Annotated in this window: 19 protein-coding genes and 1 pseudogene; 10 read left to right on the top strand and 10 right to left on the bottom strand. The window is 54.6% G+C overall.

What is annotated here, in order from left to right:
* Positions 1–139: 139 nt before the first annotated feature.
* Positions 140–2,752 carry a bifunctional diguanylate cyclase/phosphodiesterase gene (locus tag ACOYXH_RS10060; RefSeq protein WP_460410627.1) on the top strand — a complete coding sequence of 871 codons (2,613 nt, stop codon included), beginning with the start codon at positions 140–142 and terminating at the stop codon, positions 2,750–2,752.
* 44 nt (positions 2,753–2,796) lie between these two features.
* Here ACOYXH_RS10060 and ACOYXH_RS10055 read toward each other — a convergent pair whose 3' ends face one another.
* Positions 2,797–3,012, bottom strand: a complete 216-nt coding sequence (locus tag ACOYXH_RS10055) for a hypothetical protein (protein ID WP_460410626.1) — start codon at positions 3,010–3,012, stop codon at positions 2,797–2,799.
* A 211-nt stretch (positions 3,013–3,223) separates the two neighbouring features.
* The gene (gene ppk2 / locus ACOYXH_RS10050; RefSeq protein WP_093433236.1) at positions 3,224–4,039 is read right to left on the bottom strand and encodes a polyphosphate kinase 2; all 816 of its coding nucleotides are present in this window, start codon (positions 4,037–4,039) and stop codon (positions 3,224–3,226) included.
* Between the two features lie 189 nt (positions 4,040–4,228).
* On the opposite strand from ppk2, the gene ACOYXH_RS10045 reads away from it, so the two are divergent.
* Positions 4,229–6,358: a TonB-dependent receptor family protein gene (locus tag ACOYXH_RS10045; RefSeq protein ID WP_460410625.1), complete on the top strand. Its 2,130-nt coding sequence runs from the start codon at positions 4,229–4,231 to the stop codon at positions 6,356–6,358.
* 203 nt (positions 6,359–6,561) lie between these two features.
* Here ACOYXH_RS10045 and ACOYXH_RS10040 read toward each other — a convergent pair whose 3' ends face one another.
* On the bottom strand, positions 6,562–7,218 hold the full coding sequence (locus ACOYXH_RS10040) for an O-methyltransferase (protein WP_460410624.1): 657 nt from the start codon (positions 7,216–7,218) through the stop codon (positions 6,562–6,564).
* Between the two features lie 111 nt (positions 7,219–7,329).
* Here ACOYXH_RS10040 and ACOYXH_RS10035 point away from each other — a divergent pair, with 111 nt between their 5' ends.
* Entirely contained in the window at positions 7,330–8,007 is a 678-nt protein-coding gene (locus tag ACOYXH_RS10035) for a TetR family transcriptional regulator (RefSeq protein ID WP_460410623.1), read from the top strand.
* On the opposite strand, the gene msrA is transcribed toward ACOYXH_RS10035, so the two are convergent.
* The 4 genes from msrA to ACOYXH_RS10015 form a co-directional block, all read right to left on the bottom strand.
* Entirely contained in the window at positions 7,970–8,476 is a 507-nt protein-coding gene (gene msrA, locus ACOYXH_RS10030; RefSeq protein ID WP_460410622.1) for a peptide-methionine (S)-S-oxide reductase MsrA, read from the bottom strand. The two genes, ACOYXH_RS10035 and msrA, sit on opposite strands and share 38 nt — an antisense overlap.
* A gap of 85 nt (positions 8,477–8,561) precedes the next feature.
* Positions 8,562–8,855: a hypothetical protein gene (locus ACOYXH_RS10025; protein WP_095126398.1), complete on the bottom strand. Its 294-nt coding sequence runs from the start codon at positions 8,853–8,855 to the stop codon at positions 8,562–8,564.
* 174 nt (positions 8,856–9,029) lie between these two features.
* Positions 9,030–9,284, bottom strand: coding sequence for a hypothetical protein (locus ACOYXH_RS10020; protein WP_460410621.1), 255 nt, complete (start codon positions 9,282–9,284; stop codon positions 9,030–9,032).
* Positions 9,285–9,424: 140 nt separating this feature from the next.
* Entirely contained in the window at positions 9,425–9,805 is a 381-nt protein-coding gene (locus ACOYXH_RS10015; RefSeq protein WP_258709769.1) for a hypothetical protein, read from the bottom strand.
* A 157-nt stretch (positions 9,806–9,962) separates the two neighbouring features.
* Here ACOYXH_RS10015 and ACOYXH_RS10010 point away from each other — a divergent pair, with 157 nt between their 5' ends.
* Genes ACOYXH_RS10010 through ACOYXH_RS10000 form a run of 3 tightly spaced genes read left to right on the top strand, consistent with a single transcriptional unit; the run spans position 9,963 to position 11,861 of the window.
* On the top strand, positions 9,963–10,412 hold the full coding sequence (locus ACOYXH_RS10010) for a hypothetical protein (protein WP_095126401.1): 450 nt from the start codon (positions 9,963–9,965) through the stop codon (positions 10,410–10,412).
* Positions 10,413–10,458: 46 nt separating this feature from the next.
* A complete protein-coding gene (locus ACOYXH_RS10005; RefSeq protein WP_258709768.1) occupies positions 10,459–11,256 on the top strand; it encodes an enhanced serine sensitivity protein SseB C-terminal domain-containing protein in 798 nt (265 codons plus the stop codon).
* Positions 11,253–11,861, top strand: coding sequence for a hypothetical protein (locus ACOYXH_RS10000; protein WP_460064341.1), 609 nt, complete (start codon positions 11,253–11,255; stop codon positions 11,859–11,861). The genes ACOYXH_RS10005 and ACOYXH_RS10000 overlap by 4 nt, the downstream gene beginning before the upstream one ends.
* Before the next feature lie 31 nt (positions 11,862–11,892).
* On the opposite strand, the gene ACOYXH_RS09995 is transcribed toward ACOYXH_RS10000, so the two are convergent.
* Positions 11,893–12,756 (bottom strand): M24 family metallopeptidase, encoded by an 864-nt coding sequence (locus ACOYXH_RS09995; protein ID WP_256587306.1) that lies wholly within the window; start codon positions 12,754–12,756, stop codon positions 11,893–11,895.
* A gap of 569 nt (positions 12,757–13,325) precedes the next feature.
* On the opposite strand from ACOYXH_RS09995, the pseudogene ACOYXH_RS09990 reads away from it, so the two are divergent.
* The 4 genes and pseudogenes from ACOYXH_RS09990 to ACOYXH_RS09975 form a co-directional block, all read left to right on the top strand.
* Positions 13,326–13,898: pseudogene (locus tag ACOYXH_RS09990) on the top strand (fimbria/pilus outer membrane usher protein); the annotation flags it as partial.
* Complete coding sequence (locus tag ACOYXH_RS09985) at positions 13,875–14,177, top strand: FimD/PapC C-terminal domain-containing protein (protein WP_408980841.1); 303 nt, start codon at positions 13,875–13,877, stop codon at positions 14,175–14,177. The pseudogene ACOYXH_RS09990 and the gene ACOYXH_RS09985, both read left to right, overlap by 24 nt.
* Before the next feature lie 418 nt (positions 14,178–14,595).
* Positions 14,596–14,958, top strand: coding sequence for a DUF6124 family protein (locus tag ACOYXH_RS09980; RefSeq protein ID WP_258709766.1), 363 nt, complete (start codon positions 14,596–14,598; stop codon positions 14,956–14,958).
* 336 nt (positions 14,959–15,294) lie between these two features.
* A complete protein-coding gene (locus ACOYXH_RS09975; RefSeq protein ID WP_258709765.1) occupies positions 15,295–16,476 on the top strand; it encodes a hypothetical protein in 1,182 nt (393 codons plus the stop codon).
* 129 nt (positions 16,477–16,605) lie between these two features.
* On the opposite strand, the gene ACOYXH_RS09970 is transcribed toward ACOYXH_RS09975, so the two are convergent.
* Together ACOYXH_RS09970 and ACOYXH_RS09965 are read right to left on the bottom strand one after the other, a co-directional pair.
* Positions 16,606–18,468 carry an anti-phage dCTP deaminase gene (locus tag ACOYXH_RS09970; RefSeq protein ID WP_258709764.1) on the bottom strand — a complete coding sequence of 621 codons (1,863 nt, stop codon included), beginning with the start codon at positions 18,466–18,468 and terminating at the stop codon, positions 16,606–16,608.
* A gap of 249 nt (positions 18,469–18,717) precedes the next feature.
* Complete coding sequence (locus ACOYXH_RS09965; RefSeq protein WP_258709763.1) at positions 18,718–19,521, bottom strand: 2OG-Fe(II) oxygenase; 804 nt, start codon at positions 19,519–19,521, stop codon at positions 18,718–18,720.
* Positions 19,522–19,758: the final 237 nt, after the last annotated feature.

Below are 19,758 nucleotides of genomic sequence, written 5' to 3'. Positions count from 1 at the left end.
CGCTGATCGGCGCGCTGCACTTGGGGAGGCAAATCACGCGGGTTTCACTACGCTTTCAATGCAGTCCCCCAGAAGAATCTGAACATTGCGCCCGCGCCGTGGTTCTAGATTCAGAAGACAGCGGATCAAGGACGAGCACATGGACCTTTCCAGCTTTGCAGCCCCGCTTCCACCGCGCCAGAGCGCCGTCACCCGCCGCCTGGCCTTCGCGGTCGGTGCGCTGTTTGTCAGTGGCGTGATTGCCGCCGCCGTGGCCTTGCTCGGCATTGCCGAACGCCTCGACAACGACGAGATCAACAAAACCCGCTTCTATTCCGCTCGCGCGCTGGAAAACCGCATCACCGCCTCGAAAAACTACATCACCAGCTACGCCTACTGGACCACGGCCTACGAGCATTTGAGCGGTCAGGTCGACACCGACTGGGCCTACACCGAGCAGAACCTCGGCAAGACCCTGTTCACCACCGACGGTTATGACGGCGTGTTCGTGCTCAACCGTGAAGGCACCCGCTACGCGGTGGTGCGCGGGCAAATGGTCGATGCCGAGTTGTCCGCGTTCGTGCAGGTCAGCGCCACGGAGTTACTCGATCAAGCGTTGGGCCAAGGTGATCTGACCAAGCCGGTCAGCCGCTATTCACTGTTCGAAGGCTGGCCGGCGCTGGTCTCGGCGGCAGCGATTATTCCCAACGATGAGCGACCACTCGGCGACCCGCAGAAAACTTCGGTGCTGGTGTTCGTCGACAAACTCACGCCGACCAAATTGCGTCTGATCGGCAGCGGTTACGGCTTGAATAACCTGACCCTGGCGCCGGACGAGACCATCGACCCGCAGCGCCCTCGGGTGCCACTGGACAACACCGATTACAGCCTGATCGCCGATCTGGAGCAGCCCGGGCAACATTTATTGTGGTCACTGTTGCCACCACTCGGCGCGACGATAGTGGTGCTAATGCTGCTGACCGCGTACTTCTTCCGCCACGCGTTACGTTCATCGCAGTACGTCGATCAGAGTTTTGCTGTCATGCAAACTTCCAATCACGCACTGGAGAACGCCAACCGCGAACTGGAAGCCAGCGAAGAACGCTTTCGCGCGGTGGCCGAAGCCGCGTCGGACTGGATCTGGGAAGTCGACCGCACCCTGGCACTGACCTACCTTTCGGCACGTTTTAGCGAGGTAACCGGTTACCCGCAAACCCTGTGGCTGGGGCAAGACATCGGTCAACTGCTGTTGTGCGACACCACGCCTCTGGAACTGTGGCTGAGGAATCTCACCGAGCAAGACAGCGCCAGTGACTTGCGTTGCACCTACCGTGACCACGCCGGCCAGCATCGCCACTGTCGGCTCTCCGCCCGGCCGATCTTCGACAAGCACGCGGTTATCGGCTATCGCGGCACCGCCAGCGACATCACCGACGAAGTCGCCGCCCATGCGCAGATCCAGCATTTGTCGATGCACGACGCCCTCACCGGCCTGCCCAATCGCAACAAACTCGCGCGTTATCTGGATGAAGCGCTGCTGCTCAAGGAGCACGCGCCGCCGCTGTCGCTGCTGATGATCGACCTCGACAACTTCAAACCGATCAACGATTCGCTCGGCCATCCGGCCGGTGATGCCGTGCTGCAGGAAGTTGCCGTACGCCTGCGGGAATGCACTCGCGAAATGGACATCGTCGCGCGTCTGGGCGGCGACGAATTCATCGTGGTGCTTAATGGCATGGACAGCCATCACGAAATCGACAAGTTCTGCACCCGCCTGATCGCCAGCCTGCATCAACCGGTGGTCTTCGAGCAGCATCCGCTGCACATCGGCGCCAGCATTGGCATCGCGCTCAGCCGGCGCCACAGTTATGTGCCCAGCGACCTGATCCGTTACGCCGACATTGCCCTGTATCAGGCCAAATCCGAGGGCAAGAACACCTGGTGCTATTTCGAAGCGCACATGAGCGATCAGATTCAGACCCGCCGACAACTTGAGGATGACCTGCGCCACGCGCTCAAGCACAACGAATTCATCCTGCACTATCAGCCGCGCTACAAGATCGATGGCAAGCACATCGTTTCGGTCGAAGCGCTGGTGCGCTGGCAACATCCGACCAAGGGCCTGCTCGGCCCTGACCTGTTCATTCCGTTGGCGGAGCAAACCGATCTGATCGTCCCGCTGGGTCGCTGGGTATTGCGCGAAGCCTGCGAGACTGCCCTCGGCTGGCCGGAAGACATCCTGCTGTCGGTCAATCTGTCGCCGGCGCAATTTGCCCTCAGCGATGTGGTCGAGGATGTTCGCGAAGTGCTGGTGCAAACCCGTTTCCCGGCCAGTCGCCTGGAACTGGAGATCACCGAGAACGTGATGCTCAACGACACCGACTGCGCGCTGACCACCATGAATGCCCTGAAGGAATTGGGTGTGCGCCTGAACATGGACGACTTCGGCACAGGTTACTCATCGCTCGGTTACCTGCGCGCTTACCCGTTTGACGGGATCAAGATCGACAAGCGCTTTATCGCCTCGATCAGCAGCGGCACTAACGATCGCGCGGTGGTGCAGGCGATCATCGGCCTGGGCAAGGCCATGGGCCTGACCGTGACTGCCGAAGGGGTCGAAACTGAAGAACAGCTGGATATTCTCGGGGTCGATCAATGCAATGAGGTGCAGGGTTACTTCATGAGCCGGCCGATCGACAAAGCAGCGTTTGCGCGGTTGCTGCAGGATTCCAGAGGTGCACAGTTGAAAGCCAAGACAGGTCGTGTGACCTGAACGGCTACAGGGCGGATCCATCGCTGTAGCCGTTTGCGGCGGGTTCAACCGTTTGATCGCCCCGTATCCCCGGTGAACACATTGCCCGCATCCCGCACCAATTGCCGCCACTCGGCGCTGGTGATCAGTCCCTGCTCCTCCATTTCATCGGCTGCCTTGAGCAGTTCGTCGTACTGTTCCTCTGGTTCCAGACGCATCTGCGATTGCGTCGCCAGCTTTCGCCATGCCGCCAGTTTTTCTTGTTTGCGCTGATCGAACATCGGGGATGATCTCGTGAGGGACTCCCTTGATAGAAAGAAAGATCATCGCAGTGGTTCAGCGCAGTCGACGGATGGACTGTTTGCTTTGGATACATCACCGAACCCTGTAGGAGTGAGCCTGCTCGCGATAGCGGATTTTCTGTGGCGGATGTGTTGGCTGAAACACCGCTATCGCGAGCAGGGTCACTCCTAGAGGGATTGAGGCAGTTTGTCAGAACTTCTCGGCCACGCGCCGGTATGGATAATGCGGATCCCGGTACTTGCCCGGTTTCTGCCGTTTGGGCAGCTCGATTTTCTCGCGTTTCACATCCTCATACGGAATGCGGCTGAGCACATCGGTGATGATGTTCAGCCGTGCGCGGCGCTTGTCGTTGGAGTCAGCTACCAGCCACGGCGCGTGTTCGGTATCGGAGTGTTTAAACATTTCATCCCGTGCCCGTGAGTAGTCGTACCAGCGGCTGTAGGACTTCAAGTCCATGGGTGTCAGTTTCCAGGTCTTGCGACCATCGTTGATTCGCGCTTCGAGCCGGCGGGTCTGCTCTTCGGGGCTGACTTCCAGCCAGTACTTGAGCAGGATCACTCCGGATTGGACGATGGCGTGTTCAACCAAGGGAATCGATTTGAGAAATTTGTCAGCCTGCTCGTCGGTGCAAAAGCCCATCACCCGCTCGACACCGGCGCGGTTGTACCAACTGCGATCGAAGATCACCACTTCGCCCGCCGCCGGTAGATAAGGCAGATAACGCTGCACATGCATCTGGCTTTTCTCGCGATCAGTCGGTGCCGGCAACGCCACCACGCGAAAGACACGCGGGCTGACGCGCTCGGTCAACGCCTTGATCGTGCCGCCCTTGCCGGCGCCATCGCGCCCTTCAAAAACGATGCAGACCTTGACGCCCTTGGCGATCACCCATTCCTGCAACTTGACCAGTTCGACGTGCAGTTTGCGCAACTGGTCGAGGTAATCCTTGTTTTTCAGCTTCAGACTTTCAGGCGCTGTGGCGGCCTTCTTTTTGCCTTTTGCCATGACCTTGGCCCTCTCCAATAAATGCAGAAACAGAGTGTTGATTGACGGGATACACCAGACACGTGAGGTTAGTTCATGCCGTGCTGTTTGCCATTGCCGGGCAAAAAGCAAAATTGCCATGTGTTTCGTTCGTTCTTTGTTGCGTCGCACTGTTCATTGCCCTGCCCTTGTCTGCCTGGAGTTTTCTCGATGCCCGCGTCCAAATCCCTGCCCGCCGCCCTGCTCGGTCTGGCTCTCGCCGGCCCGGCAATGGCCGAGACTCAAGGTCTGGAACTGGGGCAAGTGCTGATTTCGGCCGAGGATCGCAACGGCAGTGATGTCTCTGTTGAGGAAGCCAAGGCCCGCCTCGATCAGGTGCCCGGCGGCACCAGCGTGGTCGACATGCGTCAGCCGTTGCAGGGCCGCGTGGCGAGTAATCAGGATGTACTGGCCTATCAGCCGGGCGTTTATGCGCAGTCGGCGGGCAACGAAGGCGTGAAGATTTCAGTGCGTGGCTCGGGCATCAACCGCGCGCCGGGCGCTCATGCGTCGGGGCTGTACACGATGCTCGATGGCCTGCCGCTGACCGGCCCGGGCGGCACGCCGTATGAGTTGCTCGAACCGCTGTGGGTCGATCACGTCGAAGTGCTGCGCGGCGCCAACGGCTTTGATCGCGGCGCGCTGGCACTGGGCGGCGCCATCGATTACGTCAGCCACACCGGCTACAACGCGCCGAAACTGCAAGTGCGCTATGCCACCGGCAGCCACGGCTATCAGCAGCGTCAGGTCAGCTCCGGGCAAGTGCTCGGCGACTTCGATTACTACGTGTCGCTGACCGATGCCAACGCTGACGGCTATCAGGATCACACCCGCAGCGAGAGCAAAGGCCTGATCGCCAACTTCGGTTATCGCTTCAACCCGAACCTGGAAACGCGCTTCTACATCCGCTACCGCGAGACCGACAACGACCTCGCCGGGCGTGTGACCAAGCACTCCATCGAGCACTCGCCTCGCGCGGCCAATCCGTCCTATGTGGCACGCGATGACAGCCGCAAGCAGCCGGGCAGCACGTTCATCGGCAACAAGACTACGTTCTATATCGACGACGACTCGAGCATCCAGACCGGCCTCGTCTATCACGATTACCCGATGGACCTGCGCGAAGGTCCGAACCGTTTGAAGGTCGCCTACACCGACGTCAGCGGCACCTTCGATTACAAACGCCGTGACACGATTTTCGGCATGGAAAGCCGCAGCAACGTCGGCCTGCGCGTGACCAAACACCTGCCCAACGACGGCGCCAGCGAGTTCGTGCGCATTCCCACCGCGCCCAACACCGCCAGCTACGTACCCGGCACGCGCATGCGCAACTTCACCTATCAGGGTTCCGACACCGTTCTGCACTTCGGCAACGACCTGGAAATCGCCGACGACCTGTGGCTGACCACCGGCCTCGCCGCCATTTACACCCGCCGCGAAAGCGCCGTGACCTATCCGCAGAGCGGCGGCAAAACCAGCATGAACGACTGGGATTACGCGCCACGCCTCGGCCTGCGCTACCAGATCACCCCGGATCTGCAAGTGTTCGGCAACCTCAGTCGTTCGGTCGAAGCGCCGCATCCGTGGTCGCTGATCTACAGCTCCAACGTGCGCTTTGCGCCCGGCAACGGCCCGGCGACCGGCACGCAAAAAGACCCGATCAAACTGCAAAACCAGACCGCGACCACACTGGAGCTGGGTGGCCGTGGCGACAGCGCCGTCGGCGAATGGAGTCTGGCGTGGTATTACGCGCAGGTGCGGCATGAATTGTTGTCGGTGTTGCCGGATGCCAACGCCGTTACACCTTATGAGTTGAACGCCAGTCCCACGGTGCACCAAGGCGTTGAAGCGAGCCTGAACAGCAAACTCTGGTCGGCGGCCGATGGCCGTCAGTTGAGTTTGCGTCAGGCGTATACCTTCAGTGATTTCCACTATCGCGATGATGATCGTTTCGGCGACAACCGCTTGCCGGGCCTGCCGATGCATTACTACCAGGGTGAGTTGCGTTACGACTGGCCGCAGGGGTTCTTTGCGGCGGTGAATACGCAACTGGTATCCAAAGTGGCGGTGGATTACGCCAACAGCTACTACGCCGATCCTTACGCATTGTTTGGCGCGACGCTGGGCTACAACGCGCCGAAGGGTGACTGGCAGACGTGGGTGGATATGCGCAACCTGACCAACAAGCACTACGCGGCCACGGTCTCGCCGGGGTATGACGACAAAGGACTGGATGCCGCGCGGTCTACGCCGGGTGAAGGGATGGGGGTTTATGTCGGGGTGTCGTGGAGTTTGCTCTGACACCTAACCCTGTGGGAGATTCTATGGTTGCGAAGAAACTAGCAGACCCACCGCCATCGCTTGCAGGCAAGCTCCCACAGTGATTTCTGCTGTACTGGGATTTCGCGGGCAACACAAAACCCTGTGGGAGCGGGCTTGCCCGCGAAGACGGTAATCCATTCAACATTTAAACAACTGAAAGAACGCCCATTTTCTCCAGACCCTCAACCCAGCCGCATCGACAACTCAATATCATCCGCAAACGGCACAGACAAATACCCGTTCTGCGGCGCCCGCACGTAAGCCAGATACTCCGGGCAATAGTCGGTGTTATCCGCCACCACAAGCGCGCCCGGTTTCAGGTGTTTTTCGACCAGACTCAACACGTCGCCATACAACGCCTTCGCGCCATCAAGCAGGAGCAGATCGACCGATTCCGGCAGATCCGAAGCCAGCGTCACCAACGCATCACCTTGGCGAATCGCTACGAGATCACTGACGCCACCTTCGACAAAATGATGCCGCGCCATTTCAACTTTCGACAGTTCGAACTCACTGCCGATCAGCACACCGCCACCGTTGTCGCGCAGCGCTGCCGCCAAGTGCAGTGCGGACATGCCGAATGAGGTGCCGAACTCGACAATGGCTTTGGCCTTGATATTTCGCGCCAGCATGTAGAGAAGTTTGCCGGTATCCCGGGAGACCGGCAGCCACAGGTCTTTGAGCATTTCATAGAGTTTCAGGTATTCGGTTTTGCTGTGCATCAGGCGTTCGCGCTCCTCGCCAGACACTGAATTGAGCATCGGACTGGTGGCAGCGCTGGCTTGGGTGTAGAGGCGTTCGATCAGGCTCGCCAAGGGTTCAGTGGTCAGGGTGGTCATGATTGCTTTCCGTCAGTGAGGAATTAAAATGCGAATGATTCGTCGCATTTAAATGATGCGAGCGATTCGCTTCTTGCGCTATTCGCATTCTCCCGGACGCCCGAGCTGCCCATGACCAACCGCCAGACCGCCCGTATTTCCTCACGCAAACAGCCGCAGCAGGCACGTTCCAGCGAACTAGTGGCGGCGATTCTGCAAGCGGCTGTTCAGGTTTTGAGCGAGCACGGCGCCACCCGCTTTACCACCGCACGGGTCGCGGAAAAGGCCGGCGTGAGCATTGGCTCGCTGTATCAGTACTTTCCCAACAAAGCCGCGATCCTGTTCCGTTTGCAGAGCGATGAGTGGCTGCACACCACGCAGATGTTGCAGCGGATTCTGCAAGACTTTGAGCAGCCGCCACTCACTCGCCTGCGCACGCTGGTGCAGGCATTCATTCGTTCAGAGTGCGAAGAAGCGCAGATGCGCGGCGCACTGAACGACGCTGCTCCGCTCTACCGCAACGCTCCTGAGGCCCAACAAGTGCGCGCGGCCGGGCGGCAGATTTTCGCCACGTTCACGGAAGAATTGCTGCCCGAGGTCGGTGAGCAGATCCGTACAGCAGCGTGCGATCTGATCTTGACCACGCTGAGTTCGGTCGGAAAGGATTTTTCCGCCAGCCCGCGTACCGAGGAAGAAATCACGATATGCGCCGACGGGCTGGCGGATATGTTCAGTGCTTATGCGCTGGCGCTGAATGAGCGGCGTACACCTCTCACGCGCGTTTGGGCAATTTCCAGTTCGAACGAATGAAATGGCAGGTGTAGCCATTCGGAATACGCTCAAGGTAATCCTGATGCTCCGGCTCCGCTTCCCAGAACGGCCCCGCCGGTTCGATCTCGGTGACCACGCGACCCGGCCACAGTTTTGAGGCGTCGACATCGGCAGCCGTGTCTTCAGCGACATCGCGCTGTTCTTCACTGAGGTAGTAAATCGCCGAGCGATAGCTGCGTCCAAGGTCGTTGCCCTGGCGGTTGGGCGTGCTCGGGTCGTGAATCTGGAAGAAAAACTCAAGGATCTGTCGATAGCTGATCACCGCCGGATCGAAGGTGATTTCGATAGCTTCGGCGTGGTCACCATGGTTGCGATAAGTAGCGTTCGGCACGTCGCCGCCGGTGTAACCGACGCGAGTCTGCAACACGCCGGGATAGCGCCGCAGCAGATCCTGCATGCCCCAGAAGCAGCCGCCGGCGAGGATGGCGGTTTCGGTTTGAGTGATCATGGCGTGTCGTTCCTCTTCGGGGTGTTGGGTATAGCGATGGTTATGAGGGCGGGTTGGCGGATTCCAAGGGGCTGAGCCAATAGAACTATTCCTGCGCAGAAACCTGATTGGCTTCCTCAAGCAAAGAACCCGTAATCCTTCGGCCGCTGTAATCACTGACAAAATAATTGATTCGGTTAGCCAGATACTGAATCGATAACCAGCCCAAACCGTGGTAGTCACGCATCTCCTCGGCGTTGAGCTTGATCATGGATTGGTACCCCACAAAAGACGCTTCACATTCAACGAGGATGTAGACAGAACCATCTTCAGCCTTGAAAAGTCGCCAATAGCTGTCGTCGGTGTGATATTGCGCGGGGGTGAGTCGAATCCGTTCCATGATTTTAATTCCGTGGATTTTCTCTTGGTTTTGAGACCTTAACATGGCTGCAAAGCCACAATTTAGATGAGGTGTTTATGGCCGGTTGCCGGCGTTAACGACATTCAGCTTCGGGTCCAAAGCGCCAATCGCGGATTGAAGAGACAAAAGTTATGACAACAGCACATTCACCCGCTAAACACCATTAGACGCGAGCTCCAGCAACCTGGTGAATTGAGCAATCGCCAGATGAATCTCATCCTGAGTATCACCATCCCAATCCTCAACGGTCGCCAATTCAGCCTTAAGCGCGTCAATTCGATCGCGAATTTCAGCAATCTCTTCATACCCACACTGGTGCGCAATTGCCGCCCACTTCTCATCCGAAATACGCTGCTGTACGGAAAGGCCCACACTCGCTTGCGCGATCATTGCTGACAGTTTGCTCATCAAATATCCCTCCTCTATTCCTTGCAGACAGTCGGCCCTATGCCCTCACCGGAAATGGGCATGATGTCATTGGCCGTGCTGAGCCTCAGCGCTTTATTACTGAACAGACGCCCAAATCAGCGGGCTAAACGAGACCGAATCTATGCCGACATACGGTCCGGGGATACCTCAACGTAACTCGATTCCCCGCCTCCACTGGCACCGGACAACCACCCCCACACAAAGCTCAAAGTCGTTCGTCCCGCGTCATCCACCCCGACAATGCCACGGGACCAACCGGACAAAACCTCGTCCTCAGTCGTCAGGCAATGAAACAGCAACTCAATGGTGTCAGGGCCGGTCACGCGCCCCACTTGGTGCCCCATACGAATCCGGCCGCCCTGGTAAGTGCTGGAAATGGCCGAACCCTCAACACAGTAATGAAACACCGTGCCGCGACCCGACAGTCCCTGCGTATTATTCGCTACCGCGAATCGGCGATCGTGCAAACGTTCGCTGACTTGAGAAAAAAGGGTTCCCATAAATATCGCGTCCTTGATGTAGAAGGCTATTCCAGTGTGTGAGCATCCTACCCCATCGAATTTTGGATTTATCAGCCGGCTTTTCTGAAAGTTTTTTCAGGCGCGTAAAAAACTGCTCAGGGTTCTGCCGGGCAAGCCGTTACAACAAGGGAGGCGTATGAAAGTAAGTCGCGACGACAGGCCTGAAGCATTCCAACGTTTGGAACACCTTCTATACGGCTTCAACTATCAGGTATGGGTAAACGTCTATGGCCCGCTCGATGCGAGTCAGCCATTAGTTGATGCCCTTGAAAACGCAATCTCGCCGCGCAGTGTGGTCGCCAACATAACGACCACATCCATTGCCGAGGTGCAAAAGGACGTGATCGAGTTACTGCTATATCCCGGTGAGCCAGGGATTGGTCCGATTGAGCTTGACGTTAAACGCGAAGAAATCACGCGACTTGCCAACGAGATGATGCAACTTGCACATGTCGATGAGGCTGACCAGATAAGCGCCTTCAGATACGTAAAGGGGCACCCGGGTTATCCGGTGTTCTGGGAGTTTGCCTACGACGTACACGCTCAAGGGAAACGCTGGATCCTGCTAGGGTGCAGCAGCGACTGATCTACTCTTTGCCATTCATTTTTTGTCTGTTTTTATGGAACCACCGATGGACATCAGCAATACCCAGGAAGAGAACACCCTAGAACAATCGCTCGAGTTGGCTGCGAAAGAACCTGCCCGCCGACCTGAATTTTTTAAGACGCTGTTGAACTCAATAGTTTATGTCCCGGGCTCGACCGGCGCGGGCAAGGGACACATTGACCTTGAGGCTGGCAGCCAAATCAGCATCGCACATTGGGAAAAACAGGACGGCACGGCAGTCATCCCGTTTTTTACCTCGCTGCAAACGCTGGAACAGTCCATAGCTCGTGGCGAGTCTTACCTGGAAATTCCGGCCAGATCCCTGTTTGAAATGACACTGGGCACTCCGCTGTTCCTGGAACCGAAGTCGCCCTATGGCAAAGAGTTTCTCCCGGGAGAAGTGCAGAACCTGCTGTCCGCCGAGATTGGCCGGACCACACAACGCACATTGGAAAAAGACGCCCACGTGCAACTCGGGCAGCCCGCGCAATATCCAACAAAAATGGTTAACGCGCTCACGCAGCTATTCGCCAAACATCGCAACATCAAACGTGGGTTTCTGGCGCTGATGTACAACGTAACGACGGATGAAAAACCTCACCTGGTGGTTGGCATCGAAGCGGACGGCGATATTGAATTGATCTTGCGCGAAGCCAGTCAAGTTGCTAGGGACACCGCACCCGATGGCGAAGACGTTGGCCTGTATCGCATTCAGGAAGGCGAACAGGACCTGAGCGATTACTTCTTTACACAAACCACTCCGTTCTATCAGCGGACGTTGGGCAGCAAACTGCGTTCATTGTTTGGTTTTGGTAAAGCGTGACCGAGCTCAACCCCAAACTGACCGCAGATCAGGCGTGCGCAATCGTGCTCGCGCTGTTTGACGGTGTGATGAGAGATGGCAAACCCGAGCGGTTTGTCATTCAGCACTGTGAGCTGTCCGCCAACGGTGATTACTGGGTCATTCGCAGTAACAGCGAGGACTGCGTCGTCCACGGCATGACAGAGTTCTGCTACGTCGGTGTCAATGCACACTTGATCAATGTGGTGACCGGCGAGCGCGAGACGGTCGCCAATTGCTTTAGTGTCGAGGAGTATCTACAGGACAAATACGACCTGACCGCGGCGGCGGGCAAACAGTATGTACTGACCCCGCAACTCGACCGGGCCGATAAACCGGCACTGATCAATCTGCGCCGGAAACTGCAATGCACCTACCCGCAAACCCTCGCGTTGCTGACGGGCCCGCAACGGCTATGGCTCACGGGTACACGCAGACGTCTGGAAGATGCGCAGCGACTGCTTCGTGAACAAGGCATCACCACTCAAATCGAGTTAGTGCCTGATGCCAGTGAAGCCGTCGCCATCGGCGTCGAAACCTGGTACATCGAGGCGGTGCTGAAGGCGGTGCGCAAGCGCTTGAGTTGAGCGGCGAATAACTCGTCGCGCTCAGTCAGACTCAGTCGATCAACTTGCTCAGGACTCGGTGCCCATCCTCCGTCACCTCGACCATCGCCGATAGCATCACACTATCTGCACCGTCCCGGGTGAGCACGGTCCAGAGTTTCGGCGGCAGAAACCGCACGCCGACGCGACCGGACTTTGCCACCACATAAACGTTTAACACCTGCCCGGTCTCCATCAAGGCTGCATCAGCGTACTCGCCCTTGTAACCGAGCACGTGAGGTGCCTGAACCCGCATCTGGCCCATGGCATAACCCGACAGCTCCTGCACGGCGACCGCATCGCCGGCATCAAGCTCCTGTTGAATCGCGCTACCGATATTCGATACACGCTCGCCGGCCCGAATCTGAGCGATACCACTTTGCAGCGCGCGGCGCGCCGTCATCAACAGTTGCCGCTGCTGTTCAGTGGCATCGGGGGTAGCGAATGTCCATGCCTGGGCAACATGGGCTTGGGGTGATGCGGCGATCAACTCCACTTTGACCAATGCAGCCTCGGGGAAAGGCTTGTCAGTGGGAGGAGCGTTGCCCACCTGGTTATTCACTGATACCGGCACTGCCTCCGGGTATCCCTTGTACCCCACGGCCATCGGCCGCCAGCCGTATTGCGAAAACTGCTTCAGTAAAAAGTCCTGAATCGCGATACCGCTACCGCCCTCGCGGATCATCGGTTTGACCTTGAGCAGAAGGTCACTGGCCATGGGGGCGAGCAGTGTTTCCTCAGCCAGAATTGTCCCGCTATCCAGCTGAGCAATGCGCGCACCCAGTTTTCCGTTACCGGCGGCGTATTGGTCGTAGCGCGACTCGGTGGCAATCACATTGGTACAAAACAAAAATGAAAATATTCCAAGCTTTTTCAAATCGTCGCTCCTTGGACGCGAATGACGGGGATCAAGGATCGAAGCCTGCATCCTCGCCACAGATTATTTTTCGTTTAGCTTGTATCGGCTCAGTGAGCAGATCTTGAACCAGCCGTGGCCGAGGCAACGAATTCACTGCAAGTTGACGGGATCGAGCTGCGCTGGAGCGTAAAACGAGATTCAACGTTAAGTTGATTTTCGGCAGTTTCGAATGACTGCATCAGCAATGTTCGCTGATCAACATCAAGCCGATGCAATTACCTCGAGAAACACGCCTTGAATCTCGTCGCGACCGAAACCTCTGGGAAATTTCCTACACGCCAACGGGAAGCCGACTATTCGATGCATGCCTCGTGATCCTGATAATTCAGCCCTTCGTTGGCCGACGCCAACAACGTCCAGATGCAGTCAGCCTGCATTGAATGGCCGTTTTCTTCTCAGGAGGGCACACACCATGAAGATCGGGTTACGGATGCTGGGCGGGCTTGGCGCATCGGCGTTGATGCTGACGGCAGCACCGGCGATGGCGGCTTGCACCTGGGCGACACGGCAAGGCCTCCGAGACCGGCACCTCGGTACGCTTCGCCGGGTATCGCTATTCCACCGAAGGCTATCGCGACTTTGATGAAGCGGTGCGTCTGCAAGAGCCGAACGAATTCAACACCTTCTCCAAGCGCAGCAAAGTCGAAGCCAGCATCAACCAGGCGCTCGACAGCTACGGCTCGTTCTACCTGAACATGAGCAAGCAGAACTATTGGGGCACCTCGCGCGAAGACAAACAGATGCAATTGGGCTTCAACACTCAGTACAAAGGCGTGACCTACGGCGTTTACGCGAGCAAGACCCTGACCGACAACTTCGGCCAGAACAATCAAGTGGTGTTCAGCGTGTCGATGCCCATCGGCCAGACGCGCAGCACCGGCACCTACACCGTCACGCGTAACAACGACGGCAGCCTCGACCAGCGCGCCGGCCTGAGCGGGCGCGACGGCAACCTCACCAACGCCAAGGGTTACGCCCTCGTGCCGTACGTCACGCCGTACCGCAAAAACCGCGTGGCCCTCGACACCGGCGAGCTGGACAACAACATCGACATCGAAGAAGGCGTGACCAACGTCGTGCCCCGTCGCGGCGCCGTGGTCAAAGCCAGCTTCGCCGCCAGCCGCTCGGAAAAAGCCCTGCTCAACGTGCGCCTCAAGGACGGCAAACAACCGCCGTTCGGCACCCCCATCACCAACGAAAAAGGCGCCAGCGCTGGCGTCGTCGGCCAGGCCGGTCAAGTGTTGCTGTCGGTGGGTGAAGGCAAGGTCTACCAAATGAAATGGGGCGAAAAAGCCGAACAGAGCTGCCGCATCGAACTGGACGTGAGCAAAGCACTGCTGGTGGATGGTTATCGCGTGGCGGATGCCGTGTGTAAGTAAAACCGGGGCTTGATGCGCGGTGATGATCGACGCGGTTTAAGAATGCCAGGCCTCACACGCCTGGCATTTCAACGACGGGTTTAAAAACGTTCCGAGATACGTCCGACAGGCTACAACGCCTTGCGCCGTTGCCTACGACTACGCCAGAATCCGCCGGCTTGTGCGCCGGGTGGGCGGGTTCTATCGTGGGTCGGTCACTGAATAGCAGTGATCGGGTTTGGTAGCCCGACTTTCCCAGGCGCATTGCGCACCTTTCGCAGAGATCTCTTTTTTGGTCTCCGCTTTATGGTGGCCATGCGTAGGGCGTCCTCGGACGCGCCGGGCTCCTGGACCGGTCTACCAACCTGTGCATGGCCGCCACCCCTCGTTTGGTAGCGAAGTGTGATGGCTCCTTAATCGTTTCCCAGGAGTTTCATCTATGTTCAAAATTACGCCGAATCCGCCAGAAATCGATCCGATCTCGGGCGACGAATCCCCCGACGCCAAGAAATTCAACGAAGCCGTCGACCGCGCCCTCTCCCATTACCTCGGTCCCGCTCCGGAAATCATGGCCACCTCGTATCAAACCAACACCATGTTTATCGCCAATCCAAAAACCAAGACTGAAGAATTGCTGGTGAATGCCAGTGAATCACTCGGCTCGGCTTCGGTGATGCTTGGGGATGTGATCGGGCTGGTTCACGGACCTGCACGCAAGACACTGCAAGGCATTGCGCAAGTGGTGATGCTTGGGGAGTTGGCGGTGAATCGGGCGTTGGATAACGTAGTGCCATTGGATTAAAAATAATGCCTCTGTGGCGGAGCTTAGAATTTCTTCACAGAGGCCTCGAAAGTGTTCGATATTGTGGGATCATCGCACTGTGGCCAAAAACGCTCACCCGAACAAAGCACCTGAAGTCCGAATCTTTGCTGATCAGTATTACCATCTTAGGCGTATGAAAATCGTCCCCTCCTATTTGTTCAAATCATTTAGACCAAGCCTTTCTAAGATCAATTGATTTTAAGCACCACGCCAATCGTTTCACTTCTACTCCAACCTTTTGATTTATCAGTGAATACATAAAAGACCGAAGAAAAAAAATCGCTCAATGCCAAAATATTCAAGTGTGAGCTACGCTTGAAATTATTGCGCAAACCAAATTTTTTGGCGATTCAGGGAGCGAGCAAAATGTTTATCGAAAGGCGAGTAAATACGTCGACTGGCATCGTCGAGCTATGGGAGTGCCGTTGGGATAATAGTAGTCAACCTGCTCATAAAGTTTTTGAAAAAAAAATTGGTCCAGAACAGCAAGCAACTCCTCCTGTCGAGTTATTTAGTGATAAATCGACCGCTATTTGTTGGTCATATGGTAGAACACTGGGTAACATTGCAGTCTTCTCAGATACAATTCTTGGAAACTTCCCCGCTCAATCCGGAAATGACGCCCAATTACCTTGCGCACTCATAAGCGCAGGAAAATTTAGAAATGGCGCCCTTAGATGGTGGTGTACTACGCATCAAACTCACTGGGGCAATAAAGCTGATTTATTGGTGTATGAGCAATCGAAAGAAATGCGATGTGCGAATCAAAACCAACCAATGAACTATGTTGTTAATCCGTACGCAATCGAGGTAGATGAGAACGCCGAGGTTGGTGTGTGGTGCTCAATGCCAGCAGCCATTTCCACAGAATTTATTGAAAATAGAGCTCCCAACATCCACGTGCATGTTAGAAAGGCAGAAAATGGTAAAAAATTGGTTGACCGTGACTTTCAGGCCGTTTCTATGCGCTATAGCCAAGAAACTGGGCTATTTCGCAATGAAGATATTACTCACGTTCAAATCACCCCGCCAGCAGCATTCGATTTCGTTTATTGCCTAGAAAATAATATCGCGATGGGATGTGTAAATTGCTCTTCATGTGGTTATCCCCACTTAGATCTGGCCGAGTACGCTCGAGTGCCTCACAAAAAACATTTTTGTGGAAATTGCGGACGAGACAGTACATGGAGCAAAGTTCCGATAGCATCAACTCCATTAAAACCGCTTCACGACAAGTACGCTCACACACTCAACTATGTAACCCCAGATAAAGAATTAGACTTAGACGATTACACAGGCTGTACATACACAGTTTGGGCTTCTACGCCCGCGATATTGTGGACAGCGCATCGACCACAGGAATTCGGCATACACGTCCATATACACAAAGATAAAAAGAGAGTAGTTGACGATACTTTTGGCAAAGTTAAGCTCAAAGGGAAATATTTAGAAAGAGAGGAGCTAGTGGCGGAGATGATGAGAAAAACCATAATATAGATTATGACAGATTGTAAAAAATCTTAGTCTTAAAGAACCAACATTAGGTCTTTATTAAAAATCTAAATAAACGTTATCTTCCTGAGAGCCAAACCACTTTGGATTAATGGTGGCTTGGCCCGCATGGATCTACTCCATATATGCAACTTCATCCTTATATGGCAGTACAGAGTCATACAGTTGATGATACCCCTTACCTACCGCCCCATAAAACTGCAAAAGATCGGGTGGATTCTCTCCGACCTCTAGAATATGGTCATTTGCGATACCAGGGTAAGGATCAATGAAAACTATCTCCTTCAAGCCTAACTGATAAGCCTTTTTAGCACAAAGCTCACAGGGACTAGCAGTAGTAAAAAGTTTCCCACCTTCAATTGCCGCGCCACCATACTTAACAATCTGTAAAAATGCGTTTTCTTCCGCATGGAGAGATCTGGTATGAACTTGGTTGCCGCGCGTACGCTCGCTACTTTCCAACCCGTTACGAATATCTTTGAAACAGTAGGATAAGTTCTGACCACTAAACTCCATCACGTCGGCTAACTTTATTAATTTCTTGCTCGCACTCATTCTAAATTCGGCGTTTGTCCGTTCATATCTACTATAGGCAACTGGGTCAAAGTCATTAATCAACCCTTTAAGCGAACGTAATGAACATGGAACCTGTCCCTTAGCTACGTCATTCCACCCTACAGCCTTGATAGAGAAGTCTGCATCAGTGACAACAGCACCAACCTGTCTAGAGACGCATCCCGAGTTACTTTTTGCCGAGTATGCAATTTGCATTACCCTTTCCATCGAAGTTGGTGAGACAAGCCCCGGATGAAGCATCAACGCGACATACCACGCCAACTGAGCCTTTAAAACATTACTATTATCGAGCTCACCCCTTGGATTAAATAAGTGAATATCCGACATTTCTATACACTGCTTAACGTTCTGACTAATAAAATCCGCATGAGTAACTTTCGTTTTGCCCGACTCATGCTCATCTATCTCACGCAGCTTATCAGCCGTAAATTTATGAACATTATGAAGATATGCTGCACGATCATCATTAGGTGCATTGATAGATACGAGATAAAACGCTGAATAACGATCCTTAAAGAACCTTGCCTCATATGGATTACGAATGGCATCAACAACTATCAGCGCCTTATCCTTTATGCTCCTGATTCCTTTCACGACTCGATTTATCGTTTCGGGCAGATGAAAAACGCTTGTAGGCATAAAATCAACCGACTTGTAATCCTTATGAATACATCCGATTTTTCTTATCGAGTTTCCAGCCGATTGATATATCGAAACATAGAGAGCATTATCAATCTTTCTCAAATCACTCTTGAAATCATTTGTAAATTTGCGCATCAACCGCAAAAACGAAATAAACTTTTCTTTCTCCTTATCCAAAAGCACAAACTTTTCATCGTGATCCAACAACTTATTCATTATCGGAGCAAACTTAGTTTTTATCTTATTTTTACCGTAAGAACCACTACCTAAAACCTCAAGCAACTTAGAATTATCAATGGGAACTTCTTGAGTGCCGATAATAAAAGAAATCAGCTCTTCCTCCTCCATTGATAAAAGGTACGCAGATATAAGATCACTTACTTTAATCGAATAAAACTGTACAATATTGCGATCCGCGTAATTCTTAAGTATTTCGTATCGCCGGCCATTTAGCCGCTCAAAAAAAGGCTTTCCTTTATATTGGACAGCCTCTACACGGGGAAAACTTGGATTGGAACTCTCTAAAATATTTGCTGCGGTGGTACAACCGGAGCCAGTTCGACCAGTCAGTCCAATTACAACAAATTTACTACGCTCCCTAAACAAAGAAGAAACCATTTCCCTGTTGTGATTTACCATATCCGCCTCCATTTTTATTTTTAAGTACTCACAACTCGATTGAACTCTAAATAATAGCCAACTGCCAGCAAAATACACCAATTTATGAGCTTTTTTCTCAGAATTTGGGAGAATTGGCATCGGTTGACTTAGCGGTTTTCGGTTTTTTGGTAAACCGGTTCTGGATAAGAATGTGCTCGAGCCTGGGGCACCCGGAAGACGACGGTGATTTAGGGGAACAGCGTAATCAATACGTCGCGGGGAACGGAAGGTAATGTGTAGCTCAGGAAGCCGGCGCCGACCGCCATCTTGACAATGGCTGCCGCCCCCAATTTCCTGCACAAATCCGTGCGCATAAAATCAGCAAGAACACAGAATGTGTATGAGCCTTCACCCCTTCTTCTTAAACAATTTATTCAAGTAATACCCCAAACTCCACCGATCCTTCGGCCGCGGCTTATAGTGCGTTTTATTCCTCTGCCCCGGCTCCCCGCCCACCCCACTCGCCGTGTAGTAATAAAGCGCAATCGACCGCCGAGTGATGTGCTCCGGCGTAGTCAACGGCTCCGGATGCCCGTGATTACTGTCCTTATCCGTATTGAAAATCACACACCGGTTATAAATCGGCAGCACCTTCTTCAGGCACTTCTTCATCCCCACATCCCAAAGCTCCAGGTTGCCGCCGTACGCCTCTTGCCAATCCTCGGTCAGGTAAATAATCACGTTCAACCGTCGCTCAACGTTGAGCTTTTTGTTCAGCCGAAAATCAGAGTGCACGCCGAGGAAGCCGCCGGTTTTGGTTTCGTGCAGGCCGCCGCCCGCGAAGTAAGGGTCAGGAATCAGGCCTTGTATGCCGGTGAGTTTTTCGAGGAATTCCAGCATGGGTGCGGAGTTGAAGGTGTTGAAGACGTTCTTCAGGTAAGGGCTGCAGGCGTTGGGGCTGATCTGGCGTTTGAGTTGGCCTTTGTAGCCGCGCTCGTAGGTTTGTTCGTTGTGGGTCGGTTCGACCGGGAAGTGTTCGCGGATGCTGGCGATGACGTCTGCTTGCAGGAAGTTATCGATGACGATGTGCGGGAATGGCGTGGCCTGGGTGTATTCGCTGGCCAGCGATTCGCCGAAAGCGCTGGCGGCGGTGTGGTCGAAGTTGAGTTCCGGGGTCAGGCTGATGGGGAGTGTTTGCGTGTTGGCTTGCATTGCCGCTCCAATTAACTTGAATGCTTTCAGGTCTCGGTAAACAAGGCTGGGCGCTCGGCGCGATGCCTTGGTTTTTTTGCTGAGTACAGTTGCGAGCAGGTTGCCATGTCGGCCATGGCCTGCCGAGTGTCCGTTGCGTAAACGTGGGGCGGCGCTGTAACGACATGTTTCCGACTGTCACAAACGCGTCATATTGCCTCTGCTAATCTGCTCGGCGCCCTGCCCTACACCCCAGTC

The organism is Pseudomonas sp. Mb7 (assembly GCF_054790525.1).
This window is presented reverse-complemented; position numbering and strand designations above follow the sequence as displayed.